This is a genomic window from Microbacterium sp. NPDC056044 (assembly GCF_042267145.1).
Classification (GTDB): domain Bacteria; phylum Actinomycetota; class Actinomycetes; order Actinomycetales; family Microbacteriaceae; genus Microbacterium.
Genome location: NZ_JBHJWZ010000006.1, coordinates 14,513 through 29,318, shown reverse-complemented (window position 1 = coordinate 29,318; position 14,806 = coordinate 14,513). Strand labels below are relative to the sequence as shown.

General features: G+C 70.8%; 9 protein-coding genes. 4 read left to right on the top strand and 5 right to left on the bottom strand.

All coding sequences use genetic code 11. The features are described from left to right. Positions 1-64: 64 nt before the first annotated feature. Positions 65-1,063, top strand: a complete 999-nt coding sequence (gene corA, locus ACFC1I_RS17315) for a magnesium/cobalt transporter CorA (protein ID WP_376012182.1) — start codon at positions 65-67, stop codon at positions 1,061-1,063. Between the two features lie 40 nt (positions 1,064-1,103). Here the strand turns inward: corA and ACFC1I_RS17310 are convergent, their stop codons facing one another. The 4 genes from ACFC1I_RS17310 to ACFC1I_RS17295 all read right to left on the bottom strand — a co-directional run bounded on the left by ACFC1I_RS17310 (position 1,104) and on the right by ACFC1I_RS17295 (position 5,259). Beyond that, positions 1,104-2,696, bottom strand: a complete 1,593-nt coding sequence (locus tag ACFC1I_RS17310) for a hypothetical protein (RefSeq protein WP_376012179.1) — start codon at positions 2,694-2,696, stop codon at positions 1,104-1,106. A 52-nt stretch (positions 2,697-2,748) separates the two neighbouring features. Continuing rightward, positions 2,749-3,357 (bottom strand): response regulator, encoded by a 609-nt coding sequence (locus ACFC1I_RS17305; RefSeq protein ID WP_376012176.1) that lies wholly within the window; start codon positions 3,355-3,357, stop codon positions 2,749-2,751. Then, entirely contained in the window at positions 3,354-4,724 is a 1,371-nt protein-coding gene (locus tag ACFC1I_RS17300) for a sensor histidine kinase (protein ID WP_376012174.1), read from the bottom strand. The genes ACFC1I_RS17305 and ACFC1I_RS17300 overlap by 4 nt, the downstream gene beginning before the upstream one ends. A 64-nt stretch (positions 4,725-4,788) precedes the next feature. Next, complete coding sequence (locus tag ACFC1I_RS17295) at positions 4,789-5,259, bottom strand: hypothetical protein (protein ID WP_376012171.1); 471 nt, start codon at positions 5,257-5,259, stop codon at positions 4,789-4,791. A 345-nt stretch (positions 5,260-5,604) separates the two neighbouring features. Between ACFC1I_RS17295 and ACFC1I_RS17290 the strand changes: the two genes are divergently transcribed. After that, complete coding sequence (locus ACFC1I_RS17290; RefSeq protein ID WP_376012168.1) at positions 5,605-6,642, top strand: TerC/Alx family metal homeostasis membrane protein; 1,038 nt, start codon at positions 5,605-5,607, stop codon at positions 6,640-6,642. A gap of 100 nt (positions 6,643-6,742) precedes the next feature. Continuing rightward, positions 6,743-8,050 carry a hemolysin family protein gene (locus ACFC1I_RS17285; protein ID WP_376012166.1) on the top strand — a complete coding sequence of 436 codons (1,308 nt, stop codon included), beginning with the start codon at positions 6,743-6,745 and terminating at the stop codon, positions 8,048-8,050. Here the strand turns inward: ACFC1I_RS17285 and ACFC1I_RS17280 are convergent. Then, positions 8,040-13,433 carry a chitinase N-terminal domain-containing protein gene (locus ACFC1I_RS17280; protein ID WP_376012163.1) on the bottom strand — a complete coding sequence of 1,798 codons (5,394 nt, stop codon included), beginning with the start codon at positions 13,431-13,433 and terminating at the stop codon, positions 8,040-8,042. The genes ACFC1I_RS17285 and ACFC1I_RS17280 overlap by 11 nt on opposite strands. Positions 13,434-13,675: 242 nt before the next feature. On the opposite strand from ACFC1I_RS17280, the gene ACFC1I_RS17275 reads away from it, so the two are divergent. Beyond that, positions 13,676-14,779 carry a substrate-binding domain-containing protein gene (locus tag ACFC1I_RS17275; protein ID WP_376012160.1) on the top strand — a complete coding sequence of 368 codons (1,104 nt, stop codon included), beginning with the start codon at positions 13,676-13,678 and terminating at the stop codon, positions 14,777-14,779. Positions 14,780-14,806 lie beyond the last annotated feature (27 nt).

The following is a 14,806-nucleotide window of genomic DNA, read 5'->3' as shown; positions in this document are numbered from 1 at the left end:
ATCCGTCGTCATGGAATCGTGAGGATCGTTGCCCGCCGTCCCGCCCGCCGAGGAGAATTGCCCGATGCCCATCGTCGACAACGGCGTGTACGTCGCCGGTAAGCGGATCGAGAATCCGTCGAGCCTCGCCGAGACCTTCGAGTACACCCGCGCGCAGCACGGGATGGCGTGGATCGGGCTGTTCCGCCCGACGCCGGAGGAGATCGCGCAGGTCGCCGACGAGTTCTCGCTGCACCCGCTGGCGGTCGAGGATGCGCTCACCGGGCACCAGCGCTCGAAGCTGGAGCGCTACGGCGACATCCTGTTCGTCGTGCTGCGCCCCGCCCGCTACATCGACGAGAGCGAGACCGTCGAGTTCGGCGAGCTGCACGTGTTCGTCGGACCGGACTTCATCGTGACCATCCGGCATGCCGAGTCCCCCGACCTGAGCCGCGTGCGAAAGCGCATGGAGCACGAGCCCGAACTCCTCGCCCGTGGGCCCGAGGCGGTGCTCTACGCGATCCTCGACGAGGTCGTCGACGAGTACACGCCCGTCATCGAGGGCGTGGAGAACGACATCGACGAGATCGAGGACGCCCTGTTCGAGGCCGGCGGCGTCTCACTCTCCAAGCGCATCTACGATCTGTCGCGCGAAGTCATCGCGCTGCAGCGCGCGGTCATGCCCCTCGCCGACATGCTCGAAGGGCTGCAGCGCGGCGCCCCGAAGTACGAGGTCGATCTCGAGCTGCAGCGGTCGCTGCGCGACGTGCACGACCACGCGCTGCGCATCATCGAGAAGACCGCGGCGTTCCGCGCGATCCTCGACAATGCGCTCACCGTGAACGCGACGATCGTGACGCAGCGCCAGACCGACACCGCCCTGATGCAGAACGAGCAGGTGAAGAAGATCTCGGGCTGGGCCGCGATCCTGTTCGGCCCCACGCTCGTCGGCACCATCTACGGCATGAACTTCGAATACATGCCGGAATTGGCATGGCCCCTCGGCTACCCCATGGCGCTCGGCCTCATGGCGGCGACGAGCCTCACCCTGTACTGGGTCTTCCGCAAGCGCCACTGGCTCTGAGACCTGGAAGGAGACGGATGCCGCGGCCGCAGCATCCGTCTCAGCGGGTGAAGAGGAGCACGACGCTGCTGTGCAGCGGGATGCGATCCGCCTGCTGGTAGCCCAGCGCCTCCAGATCCGACACGGCGCTCGAGTCGACCTCGCCGCCCCGCGCGTATTCGACGACCCACACGCGGTCCACGGCCGCGAATCGCCCGAGGCGCGCGGCCTCGGCGACCGAGTACACGCTCGAGTGCCAGCTCGTGCTGTCGGCGTAGGAGGTCTCAAGGGTCACGTCGGCGATCCCGGCGAAGGCGGCGGGGTCGGTCTCGAGCGCCAGGCGAGGACGCCGCGACGGGCGCACCGAGTCGTCGAACACGATGGCGTCGCCCGGTTGCGCGTCGTGCTGGATCGTGGCGGCGATGTCGTTCCAGTCGGACTTGTTCTTCGCCCATGGCGTGCGCTGCGCGGCCCACACGGGCATCGCGGCGGCCACCACGGCGACCACCGCGAGCCCGGCGAGCGCGGTGCGCGGCACGCCCCAGCCGAAGCGCAGGTCGCCCAGCCGCCACACCCCGAGCGCGATGAGGATCGCCGCCGCCGGAGCGGCGAACGTGCCGTAGCGCGGGGTGAACCCGGCGACGAGAGGGCTCGCCGCCAGCAGGATGCCGGTGGGCACCACGAGCCACGCGAGCGCGACGGTCTCGAGATCGAGTGCGGCGGGAACGCCCTGCCTGCGCCGGCGCTGCAGGCGTCGCACCCACATGACGACCGCGACGCCGATGAGCGTCCAGGCGATGAGTGCGAACGGCCACGCACTGAACCACATCTTGATCAGGATCGAGGTCGGGTTCACCACGTCGCGGTGCGCGAGGAACGCGATCTGCTGCCGCTGGGTGACCGCGAGCACGACGACCGGACTCGCGGCGACGGCGGCACCAGCCGACGCGATGAGCCAGCGCCGCAGCTGACGCCGCCCGCGCGCGTCGACCGCGAGCGCGAGACCGACCGCGAGGGTCAGCAGCGCGAGATAGAGGAACACGTAGATCCCGACCGTGAGGGCGGTCGCGTAGAGCACCCACCATCGCCGCGACGGCGACGGTCGCCGGAGCAGTTCGACGACGACGATCCAGAGCAGGGTCGCGATCGCCGCCGCGAACGCGTAGCCCCGCGCCTCCTCGCCGGCGTAGGTCAGTCGCGGAAGGATCGCGGCGAGCGCGCCGGCGAGCACCGCGAACCCGAGCGAGCCGAAGCGTCCGCAGAGCCACGTGACCGCCGCCGCGCAGACCGCGACGGCGAAGGCCGACGGCAGCCGCACGGCGAACGGGCTCGAACCGAACAGATGCACCCAGGCATGCAGGCCGAGGTAGTACGCCCCGTGCACCGCATCCACGTGCGTGAGCATCGTGAGCAGGCTCTCGCCGGGGCGGAGCGCCGAGAGCACGCTCGCCGCCTCGTCGCCCCACAGCGACGGGATCCACGACCCGGCCGCGCTCACCGCGGCCGCGAGCACCCCGACGAGGGCGGCAGCCACGCCCAGGCGCCGCGGATCGGCGGTGTCTGCGAGCAGAGCCTCGGGCGACGGCATCCGTCTTCCGGTCGCGTCCGCCTGCGCGACCGCGACCGATCCGGACCCCTCCTCGGAGACTCCCACGACTTCAGGTTCCGCCTGAGGTCTGTGAACGAGGTGTGAGTCCGCGCGCGCGTCAGCCCAGGTGCTCCCGCGCCCACAGCGCCGCGCTGGTGCGATCGGCCACCCCGATCTCGCGGAAGATGCTCCCGAGGTGCGCCTTGACGGTGCGCTCGGCGATGCCGAGCCGCGTGGCGATCTGCTTGTTCGCGAGGCCTTCGGCCACGAGGGCGAGCACCTCGCGTTCGCGATCGCTGAGCTGACGGGAGACGGATGCTGCGGGCAGCAGCGCCGTCGCCACGCGCGGGTCGAGCGGCGCATGGCCGGCGGCCACCGCCCGCACCGCCGCACGCAGGTCGGCAGGTTCCGCGTCCTTCAGCTGGTAGCCCGTCGCCCCCGCCTCGAGCGCCCGCCGCACGCGGTCACGGTCGGTGAACGACGTGAGCACGAGCACGCGGATCGTGGGAATCGCCTCACGCACCGCGCGGGTCGCCGCGACGCCGTCCATGACGGGCATGGACAGGTCCATCACGACCACGTCGGGCCGGTGCTCGGCCACGAGACCGACGGCCTCGGCACCGTTCGCCGCATCCGCGACGACGTCGATGTCGCCCTCGGCCGCCAGGACGGAGGCGAGGCCCTCGCGCACCATGGCGTGGTCGTCGACCACCATCACCCGGATCATCGGCGTGCGTCCTTTCGTCCTGCGGCGGCCGGGATGCGCAGCCGCCAGCGGGTGCCGCCGCCGGGCCGGGTGGCCAGGCGCAGCTCCGCCCCGGCCTGCTGCGCGAGATCCTGCAGCACCCGGGTGCCGAGGTGGCCCTCGGCCGGCTCGTCGAGGATCGTGGGGTCGAAGCCCGGTCCGTCGTCGGCGACCTCGAGCACGAGATCCGGCCCTTCGGCCGCGAGGCGCATCGTCACGCGGCAGGGCGCCGCGTGCGCCACGGCGTTGCGGAGCGTCTCCTGGGCGACCCGGTAGACGAGCTGTTCGTCGGGCTCGGCGAGGTCGGGGAGCCGCTCCGGGATGTCGAGGTCGACGGTGACGGCACGGCTGCGCGCCGTGGCGGCGAGGTCGTGCAGCGCGTGGGCCAGCCCCGCTGCGCGCAGGCCGGGCGGGTAGATGTCCATGAGGAGCGATCGCAGCACGCGGATGTTGCCGCGCACGGCGCCGGCGACCTCGCGCAGCTGCGCGCCGGCCTCGGTGTCGCCGCGGCGCACCGCCGCATCGGCGGCGCCCTCCGCGGCGTAGCTCGTCGCGACGAGCTCCTGCACCGGCCCGTCGTGAAGAGTGCCCGCGATCCGCCGGCGCTCGGCGTCCGAGGCATCCATCCCCCGCTGCAGCAGGTCGGCGCGACGCCGTTCTTCGCTGCGCAGCCGCCGCAGCAGCCCCCACACGATCGGTGCGGTGAGCACGAGGAGGAGCAGCAGGCTGCTCGTCGTGACGCCGGCGAAGCCGCGCCAGAGATCGGCCGCCCGCGCGGCCACCGGGTCGTACGGCAGGTAGACCTCGAACAGCAGCTCACGGCCGTCGGGCGCCCACACCGGGCGGTACACCTCGAGCAGCCGCGATCCCGGCTCGAACTCGTTCTCGTCCTCCGACAGGTCCGAGATCGCCGCTCGCGTCGACGGGTTCGACAGCGCCTCGCGCTGCGCGTCGTCGAGCTCGAACGACCGGCCGATCAGCTGCGGCTCGTCAGCGTAGAGCACCACGCCCTCCGGGCTCCAGATCTTCACCCGCACGATGTCGTCGCCGATCACCTGTCCCCGGATGATCCGGTCGAACGCCTCGACCGCCGCGGGGTCGCCATCGGCGAGCGCCGAGGTGAGGGAGGGCTGGATGACGGCGTCCGCCAGCACGTCGGCGACGTTCGCCGCGTCGTTCACGGCCTCGCGCTCGGCGAGCCACTGCGCGGCGAAGGTGGCGAGCAGCCCGACCACGACGAGGATCGCGACGAGGCCGCCCGCGAGCCGCAGCACGACGGTGCGCGTCCGCAGCGGGCGCGCCGGCGGAGCCGGATCGACGGATGCCGCCACCACGGTGATCCACGGCACGGGCGCCCCCCCCGACCGGGATGGGAGCGGTCGGGGCGGAGGAGGCGGAGTCGGATGCCGTCACTCAGTCGTCTCCGCCGTGCCCGCCGTGACCGCTGCCGCTGTCGTCACTCCCGCTGTCGTCACTCCCACTGTCGTCGCTCCCGTGGCCGCCGCTGTCGTCGCTCCCGCCGCTGCGGCGATCGTCGCCCGGCTCCGTGCGCTGGTCGCGCGGCACGTCGCCGCCGTGATCGTCGACCGGCGGAACGGTCGTGGCCGGCGGGGCGGACGGGGCGTCGGTCGAGCCGGTGCCGTTGAGGTCGCGGTCGTCGCCCGGCTCCGTGCGCTGGTCGCGCGGCACGTCGCCGCCGTGGTCGTCGACGGTCGCCGACGGCGAGGGGGTCGGGAGCGCGGGCGTCGGAGTGACGACCTGTCCTGACGACGGCACGCGCACCGGCACGGACTGCGCGAACGACGAGTTGCCCCACAGGCCGATGACCGCCGGCACCGCGACCAGGACGAGCGCGGCGGCGCCGAGGAGGATGTGCTTCTTCATGGTTGTGCCCTTCGCTCATTCTGGTGCCCGACGCTGCCGGCGCGAAGCGCCGCGTCGTGCGGTGTGCCTCCAGACTCGTCGCGGCCGGGGCGCAGCCGCCATCGGACGATGGTCGTACGACCACTCTCCGGGCGGGCGTGACCGCCGTGCTGCCACCCGGCGCACACGGCGCATTCCCAGGAAGCGCCCCGGGAGACTCCGTAGGCTCGCAACCCCCAGGGGGAGTACTCCGGCACGATCGGCTCGTCATTACGGATGCATGGCGCATCCCGGGCCGTCGGTCCTCGATCTCGAGGATGGAGAAGACCTTGGCGTCGATCAGTCACGCCACGGTCTGGAGTTCCCTTGCACATCACCCCGCTCGTCTGGGTCATCACCATCGCGGTCACCATCGCGTTCTTCGTCTACGAGTTCTTCGCGCACGTCCGCAAGCCGCACGAGCCCACGATCGGCGAGTCCGCCCGCTGGTCCGCGTTCTACATCGGGCTGGCGCTGCTGTTCGGCGTGGGGATCGGCGTCGTCTCGGGCTGGACCTACGGCGGCGAGTACTTCGCCGGCTACCTCACCGAGAAGGCGCTGTCGATCGACAACCTCTTCGTCTTCCTGATCGTGATGACGGGGTTCGCGGTCCCGAAGATCTACCAGCAGAAGGTGCTGATGATCGGCATCGTCATCGCGCTGGTGCTCCGCGGCGCCTTCATCGCCGTCGGCGCCACGCTGATCGAGAACTTCTCGTGGATCTTCTATCTCTTCGGGGCGCTGCTGCTCTTCCTCGCCTACCGGCAGGCCTTCGCCCACGGCGACGCCGATCCGTCGCAGGGCCGATTCATGCAGTTCGTGCGACGCCGGCTGCCGGTGAGCGACGACTACAACGGCGACCGGCTCACGGTCGTGAAGGCCGGTCGCCGCTTCGTGACGCCGATGCTCCTCGTCATCGTCGCGATCGGGTTCGTCGACCTCATCTTCGCCGTCGACTCGATCCCCGCGATCTACGGTCTCACCGAAGCGGCGTACATCGTCTTCACCGCCAACGCGTTCGCGCTCATGGGGCTCCGTCAGCTGTTCTTCCTGATCGGCGGCCTGCTCGAGCGCCTGGTCTACCTCGCGCAGGGCCTGGCCGTGATCCTCGCCTTCATCGGCGTGAAGCTCGTCCTGCACGCGATGCACGTGAACGAGCTGCCGTTCATCAACGGCGGCGAGCCCATGCTGTGGGCACCCGAGATCCCGATCTGGTTCTCGCTGCTGTTCATCGCCGCCACCATCGCCGTCGCCACCACGGCGAGCCTGATCAAGACCCGGGGCGACCGCGCCGCGCCCGCCCGCCCGACCACCCCGCCCGCGGACACCCCGTCCGTGGCCGACACCGAGAAGGAAACCTCGTGAACCGCCGCCGCTGTCCTGAATCGCCCGCCGACTCCGACAGACCCCGCGCCTGGGTGACCCCAGGCGCGTCCCTCGCCGTGCGAGACGGAGCCGTCCGCTGATGGGCGACCTCTTCTGGAACATCGCACTCGTCATCGTCTTCGTCCTGGTCGGCGGTGTCTTCGCGGCGACCGAGATGGCGCTGGTCACCCTCCGCGAGAGCCAGATCAACACCATCGCCGCTCGAGGCAGGCGCGGGGAGAAGGTAGCGGGCCTCGCCCGCAACCCGAACACGTTCCTCTCGGCCGTGCAGATCGGTGTGACCGTCGCGGGCTTCGCCTCGGCGGCGTACGGTGCGACCTCGATCGCGCCGTCCGTCACACCGCTCCTGGTGGCGTGGGGCGTGCCCGCGCCGCTGGCCGCCACGATCGCGACGGTGCTGCTCACCCTGCTCATCGCCTACCTGTCGCTCGTGCTTGGGGAGCTCGTGCCCAAGCGGCTGGCCATCCAGCGCAACGCGCAGTTCGCGTACGCCGTCGCGCCCGTGCTCGACGGATTCGCCACGGTCATGCGGCCGGTCATCTGGCTGCTCTCGGTGTCGACGAACGCCCTGGTGCGCCTCCTCGGCGGCGACCCGCACAAGACCGCGGACGAGCTCAGCGAGGAGGAGCTGCGCGACATCGTCGCGACCCATCAGAGCCTCCCCGCCGACGAGAGACGGATCCTCGACGACGTGCTGTCGCTCCGGGGCCGCCAGATCAGCGAGGTCATGCGTCCCCGTCCGGAGGTCGTCGCGCTGGATGAGACCGCCTCGGTCGCCGACGCGATGACGCTCGTGCGCGAGCTCCCCTTCTCGCGCTACCCGGTGGTCGACAAGTCGATCGACGACATCGCCGGCTTCGTCCACGTGCGCGATCTGTTCGACGCGGCGCAGGAGAACGGCGATGCCCCGGTGCACGGGCTGGTCCGGCCGATCCCTTACATCCCCTCCACAGCGCGGCTGCTGCCGACCCTCACGCGGATGCGGGCGGACGGGCATCACATCGCCGTCGTCGTCGACGAGTACGGCGGGACGGACGGCATCGTGACGCTCGAGGACCTGGTCGAGGAAGTCGTCGGCGAGATCTTCGACGAGTACGACACCGCGGCCGACCCCGCAGCGGCCGGCGGGGTGCTCGACGGGCGGCTCAATCTCCAGGACTTCGAGGAGCTCACAGGGATTGCGCTGCCGCGCGGATCCTCCGACACGATCGCCGGATTCGTGACCGAGCAGCTGGGCAGGCTGGCGGTGGTCGGCGACTCCACCGACGTCCCGGGGGCGACCATCCAGGTCACGTCGCTGGACCGGCGCCGCATCTCCGGTGTGCGGGTGAGGCCCCGGCTCGACGAGATCGAGCCGGGGCCGGTCACCACGCCTCCTACTTCGTGACGGTGACCTTCAGCGGGGCGCTGACCGTCGTGCCGGCGGCGTTCGTGAACTCCACCGTGTAGGTGTACGTCCCCTTGGCCTTGCCCGACACCGGCAGGGTCGCGCGCTGCGCGGCCGGCGAGGCGGCCTTCAGGTCGCCCGCGCCGACCTCGACGCCGTTCTCGAGGAACCGGTACGAGGTGGCGTTGGTGCCCCACCACAGGTCGGCGGTGACCGTGTACGACCCCGCGCCGTTCCGGGCGTCGCTGGAGAGGACGGGCTTGCCGGGCGAGGCATCCGTCACCTTCACGGTGAGCGGCTGCGTCGCGGTGGTGCCCTTCGAGTTGACCAGCTCGCCGGTGAACACGTAGCTGCCGTTGGCGAGCCCCTTGATGTCGACGACCGCGCTCTGCGCGCCGGGCGTCATCATCGTGAGCGGCACCGTGCCGACGAGTTCGCCGTCGCGGTAGAGCTTGAACAGCGAGCCGTTCTCGCCCCACCACAGGTTCATCGTGAGCTGGAACGTGCCGTCCTTGAGGCCGGTGTCCCATCCGTCGTTCGACGAGAGCACGCCCTTGGCCGGTGCGGTCTTCGCGCCGTCGTTCGAGGCGACCTCCGGGAGGGTGATGGAGGCTGTGGCCGCCGACCGCTCGCCCTCGCCGAGTGCGTTCACACCGGCGACCTCGTACGCGTGCGTCGTGCCGAGCTCGAGCGCCTTGACGGTGCACGTCGTGCTGCTCGTCTCGCACACCGCGTCGGTGCCGCCGGCCTCGTACACGCGGTACCCCGTGAATCCCGGACCGGTGGGGGCCGCAGCATCCCACGTGACCGTGATCGAGGTGTCGCCCGCAAGCGCCGCCGTCGCGTTCTGCGGGGCCCCCGGCAGCGTCTCGTCGGCCACGGCGAGCCACGAGATCACCGGCTTCTCGGCGCCGGCGCCCTCGTTGGTGACGAGGTAGTCGACCGTGGCCGGGGCCGTCAGCGTGAACGTGAGCGGCGCGGCGATCGGTCCGCTCGAGCCCGACAGCGGGACCGTGCCCTTGGCGAGCTCGGTGCCGCCGACCGACACCGTCTGGTACATCGCCCGGTTCATGCCCCACCACTCGGTGAAGCCGGCCGTCAGGGTGTACGTGCCCGCGTCGAGGGGCAGACGGTAGACGAGCTTCGTCGTGTCCTGGTAGAGACCCGTCGAGTACTTGTCGTTGATGTCGGTCGTGCCCTTCGTCTTCATGCCGTCGGCGACGTAGCCCCACTGGTCGGCGGCCGTCGAGACCTGATCGACCTTGTCGTTGCGCAGGCTCACCGCCCCGGCGACCGCGGTGTACTGCGGCGAGTCCGCCCCGCCCGTGCCCGAGTCGATGTAGTACACCAGCGCGGGCGGAACGACCTCGTAGCCCGCGACGACGGCCTGGTCGGTGTCGGTCAGGCGGCCCGTGAGCGTGAGCTTGCCGTACGCGACGCGCGGCTGCGCGGCGGAGGCGGCATCCCATTCCACGGCCTTCTCGGCGCCGGCGACCGTCACCGTCTCGGGAAGGTCCTCGTCGACGGTCAGCGCACCCTGCACGCCGAGGTCACGCGGCAGCGCCTGCACGTAGACCAGCGCGAGGCGGGCGTTGTAGCCGCTCGTGCCGTTGGTGCCGAACTCGACGTCGACCACCGCGTCCGCGTCGAGCGTGAGCGTCTGCGCGACCGGCGTCGCCGATCCCGTCGACGTCGCGTTCTTCGTGGTCTCGGCGCCGGCGGCCTTCACCTTGGAGTAGACGTTGGTCGTGAGACCCGCACGCGGCGCCTGGACGGCGACGATGCTGTACGAGCCCGCGGGCAGCGTCAGATGGTAGGTGATCGGCTTGTTGTAGTCGGCGCCGATGTACGACGAGCCCCAGTCGCCCGGCGTGCCGGCCGCGGCGACCGTCGCCGTCGTGGAGTAGCCCCACGTCTCACCGGCCGTCGTGCCGTCCCACTTCTGGTCGCTCGTGTCGTTGAGCAGACCGGGAGCGGATGCTGCGACCCCGGCGTACACCGAACCGGCCGGGGCTCCTGAGGCGCCCGAGTCGATGAAGTACGCGAGATCGGCCGGAGCGACGAGCACCGTGGCGCTGAAGCGCTGGTACAGGCCGGATGCCAGCTTCTCGGTCGAGCGGCCGGTCGCGACGAACGTGCCGAGCTCGGGCACGGACTTCGCGCTCGTGGTCGCCGCGAGGCCCCACGTGACCTTCGCGTTCGTGCCGGCGAGGTCGAGCTTCGCGGGCAGCGTGCGGTCGGTCGACGTGATGGTGACCACGCCCACCTCGAGCACGTCGGGGCTGACGTCCTTGGGGACGAGGCCGTCCGCCGCCGCCGTGAGGCGGGCCGCGATCGCGGCCGCGCCCTCGGTGTCGAGTCCGTACGCCTTCGGGTCGTCGAGCGCCGCCGTCGCGTTCGCCTTCACGGCCGCGAACACCGCCCACGTCTCGGCGCTGTACTCGTTCTCGTCGAGGCCCTTCACGGCGTCCGCCGCCGCGGCGAGCGCGGTGGTGTCCGCCTTTGCCGAATCGGCCGTCGCGGTGACCACACCGACCGCGTCGACGTTGATCGACGCGTCGTTGGCGGTCTTGATGACCACGGTGTGCGGGCCGTCCGACAGGCCGCGGAGGGTGAACGTGGTGCGCTCACTGCCCGCGGCGAACGTCGGCGCCGCCGTCGCGACCTGCACGCCGTCGACGATCACGTCGAGAGTCGTCGTGCCGGCGTTCGTGCCGATGATGTCGAGACCGGTTCCGGTGAACGCGTACGTCATCGCCGCGCCCTTCGCGGTGCTCTTCGACGCGGTGCGCTGCCACTCGAACATGCCCTGGCCGTTGACGTGGCTCCAGTTCTGGTCGAACTGCAGCACGGGCACCGAGCGGTCAGCCCAGCTGGTCTGGTGCATCCCGTCGATCATCGCAACGTAGTACGGCGTGTAGCCGGGCACCGTCTCGACCTTGAGGTTGTCGAACTGCACGAAGTTGAAGCTCGAACCCAGCTGGATGCGACCGGTCGCCTGGGGCGCAGCATCCGTGTACGACGTGATCTCCACGCCGTTGACGTACGCCGTATAGACCGAGCCGGCCACCTTCACGGTGATGTTGTTCCACACGCCCGCGCCCGTCTGGAACGCCGCGGCGGCGTTGCCGGCCACGGTGCCGGACGACAGCGTCGCGCCGAAGCGCATGAAGGTCCACGCGCCGGTCGGGTCGATCTTGAGCTCCGCGGCCGAGACGCTCTGGCCGTTGGCCGTGCCGCCCTGCTCGCGCGCGCCGATGGTCGCGTACTGGGATCCGGATGCCTCGAACAGCACGTCCGACGAGACCGTGTAGTTCGCCCAACGGGCGTCGCCGATCGTCGTCTTCGGGTCGCCGCCGTTCCACGCGCCGCCGGCCATGCCCGGGCCCACCTGCTGGCGGAGCACACGGTCGTGCGCCGGGTCGGCCGTCGCGACCGACTCGAACGCGCCGTTCGTGTCGTTCGTGTAGCGGGGCGTCGCGCCCTGGTCCTCGCTCTGCACCGCGGGGGTGCCCGCGGGCCGGGAGTGGCTGCCGCGGCTCTCGAGGTACGAGACCTGACCGTCGCGGAGCTGCCCGGTCGCGGGGTCGTAGTCCTTGATGTTCCCCTGCTCGGCGTAGTCGAAGTCGTCCGCGTACAGGAACGCGTCGTCGGTCACGCCGTTGACGTTGCCGCTCGCGTCGGTGTCGAGCACGTCGCGGCCGCCGTCGGCGTCGGTGTACTCCTTCGACGTCGGCAGGGCGCTGCCGTACCCGTCCTTCGCGGTGACCTTTCCGTCCGCGCCGACGGTGGCGTGGTCGAGGGTGGTGAAGGTGGTCGCCGACCACGGCTTGACCGTGACGGTGTAGGTGCCGTCGGCGGCGGGCGTGACCTCGCCGACCGGCTTCAGGTAGTTCGCGTCGTACGCCTGGCCGGCGTCCGCGGCGCGGGTCTCCCAGACCTCACCGGTGAGGTCGTCGCCGAGGTTCAGGTCCTGAGCGACGATGCGATAGGTCTTCGTGAACTTCGAGTCGTTGATGATGACGGTCGAGAAGTCCGACGCGTCGGGCGCCGCGAGCGTCGTGTACGACGCGCCGCCGGCACGCGCACCGCTCGGCGGGTTGCCCGTGCCGAGCTGGCTGCCCGAGGCCTTCGGGATCGCGCGCCAGATGCCCGCGGTGTTGTCGGCGTTCTCCCACCCGAGCTTCGCGAACTGCGTGAAGTGCTCGATGACGGCGAGCCCGCCGTCGTAGTACGTCCAGCCCGACCACGGCTCGCGCGCGTTCACGAGCTCCTTCGACGAATACTGGAACCCGTCGTAGAACGAGCCGATCGCCGGCTGGAAGATGTTCATGGTGCGCCGCGAGGCGTTGAACCCCGTCGTGACCCAGTTGCCCATCTCGAGCGCGCTGTTGGTGCCGCCGAACTGCGTGCCGAAGCCGCCCTGCTCGTCGCTCGCGTTGTTGTTCGGGCGGTCGGCCGAGCTCGAGAAAGTCGACTGGCCCTCCGAGTTCCAGACCTCCTTGTCGAGCTGCTCGGCGACCTTCTTCATGTTCCCGGCGCTGTCGTCGGCGCTCGAGTAGTGGAAGCCGACGACGTCGACCGCGTCGCGCAGCGACGGGTCGGTGGCCGAGGTCATCGCGTTGCCGAACGAGACGGGCGGCGTGCCCACGGTGTCGGCCGCGATGGTCTGGATCGCGCGGTAGAGGCTCTTCTCCTCCTCCGAGGCGAAGCCGTTGTTCGGGTCGGACGCGCTCGCGCCCTCATAGCCCTTCTCGTCGCCGCGGACCCAGCCCGAGAAGTTCTTGTAGAGCTGGATGTTGGGGTTCGAGGTCTCGTTCGTGTCGGGGTTGATCGAGTCGACCATGACCCCGAACTCGCGGTAGGCGGCCAGCACCGTGTTCTTGAACCAGATGTACTGGTCGGCGTCATTCGCCACCCAGGCCGGACGGTTCCAGCGCAAGAGGCTCAGGTGGATGTCGCCGTGGGCGACGAGCTGCGCGTCGGCGGCGAGCTGGAAGCCGGGCTCGCGCAGGACGTTCGGGTACTCGTCGCGCGTGCGCATCGTCGACGCGTTCGGGCCGGTCGAGGTGTTGCGGTCGTTGCCCATCTCGATCTTGACGGTGTTCATGATCGGGTGGTCCCCGCCGAACAGCGTCTCGATGAGCTCCCAGTACTTGTCAGGGTGCTGCGACTTGTAGTCGAGCAGCAGGGCGCTCGTCGAGTTCGCCGACAGCACGCCGAAGCCCTTGAACGTGAGCCCGTTCCGGTTCTGCGCGGCCGCCGCGATGTCGGCGCCCGTGACGGTCACGGTGACGGGATCCGCCCCCGCCGCCTGCGCCATGGTCGGCACCGCGAGCGGCGCCGCGACCACCGCGGCGGTCACCACCGCCGCCAGCGTCATGCGCACCCGTCGTGGCCTCTTTCCATCCTTCGGACGAGGCATCCATCCCTGCGACATCGCAGTCTCCGTTTCCGCTGGGCTTGTCCGTGCGCGCGGGCTGGGGCCGGCGTCGACGCACGAAAGGGGCACGACCGCGTGCCCGCAGCGAGATCTTCTCGTGAGGACGACGGATGCCGGAACCCAAACGAACAGATTCGTTCACTCTTGAACCGAATCGAACACACTTGTACGCTGAGGCGATCATGGAGCAACCCACTGATCCGCCGACTTTCGGCCTCTCCCGCCGCGAGCACATCCTCGACGAGCTGCGTCGATCCGGCTCGGTGCGGGTGGCGGATCTCGCCCGGGAGCTCGGCGTCTCGGAGCTCACCATCCGTCGCGACATCGGCAGTCTCGCCGATCGCGGCCTCGTCACACGCGTGCACGGCGGGGCGACGCTGCGGAGCCGCCTCGACACGACAGTGCCCGGGTCTTCGGGCGCCGGCATCCGGTACCGGGTGGGCATGGTCGTGCCGTCGCTCAGCTACTACTGGCCCCACATCATGATCGGCGCGCGGGCGGCGGCGACGGAGCTCGGCGTGCAGCTGATCCTCCGCGGCGCGACCTACGCGGTCGACGACCAGCGCCGGCAGATCGCGTCGCTCGTCGAATCGGGGAGCCTCCACGGACTCATCGTCGCGCCCGAGACCCTCGGCGCCGACGGACGCGCGCTGCTGCACTGGCTCGAGGCGCTGCCGATCCCCGTGGTGCTCGCAGAGCGCCGGGCGCCGTCGGAGCTCGCCCTCACCCGCCTCGAGTGGGTCACGACCGACCACGTCTTCGGCGGCTCGCTCGCCGCCGACCACCTCGCCTCGCTCGGCCACCGCCGGGTCGGCATCCTCACGTCGGCGGGCTCCCCCACGTCGTGGCAGCTGCGCCGCGGGTGGGACCGCGCCGTCGAAGGGCTGGGCCTCGAATGCCTCGTCGACGTCGACGCCACCCTCGACGCCCTGGACGGGGCGGCCCGCGAAGCGCTCATCGCGGACGTGCTCGAGCGCTGCCGCGAGAGCGGCACGACCGCGCTCTTGATCCACAACGACCCGCAGGCGGTGCTGCTGCAGCAGCACGCGCGCGACCACGGCTGGTCGATCCCCGACGATCTCGCGATCGTCGCCTACGACGACGAGGTCGCCGAGAGTGCCGAGCCCGCGATCACCGCCCTCCGCCCGCCGAAGCAGCAGGTCGGGCGCCTCGCCGTCGAGACGATGGTCGCCCGCCTCGCCGAAGGCCCGCGCCGCCCCGTGCAGCGCGTGCACCTGCTCCCCGAGCTGCTCCCGCGCGCCTCGACACTCGCCACCGCACACTGAGGCCGCAATTTGCACGACTAGCTATTG

Coding starts and splice junctions, on each gene's coding strand:
- corA (WP_376012182.1), top strand. CDS start 65: ATGCCCATCGTCGACAACGGCGTGTACGTCGCCGGTAAGCGGATCGAG.
- ACFC1I_RS17305 (WP_376012176.1), bottom strand. CDS start 3,357: ATGATCCGGGTGATGGTGGTCGACGACCACGCCATGGTGCGCGAGGGC.
- ACFC1I_RS17295 (WP_376012171.1), bottom strand. CDS start 5,259: ATGAAGAAGCACATCCTCCTCGGCGCCGCCGCGCTCGTCCTGGTCGCG.
- ACFC1I_RS17285 (WP_376012166.1), top strand. CDS start 6,743: ATGGGCGACCTCTTCTGGAACATCGCACTCGTCATCGTCTTCGTCCTG.
- ACFC1I_RS17280 (WP_376012163.1), bottom strand. CDS start 13,433: ATGACGCTGGCGGCGGTGGTGACCGCCGCGGTGGTCGCGGCGCCGCTC.
- ACFC1I_RS17275 (WP_376012160.1), top strand. CDS start 13,676: ATGGAGCAACCCACTGATCCGCCGACTTTCGGCCTCTCCCGCCGCGAG.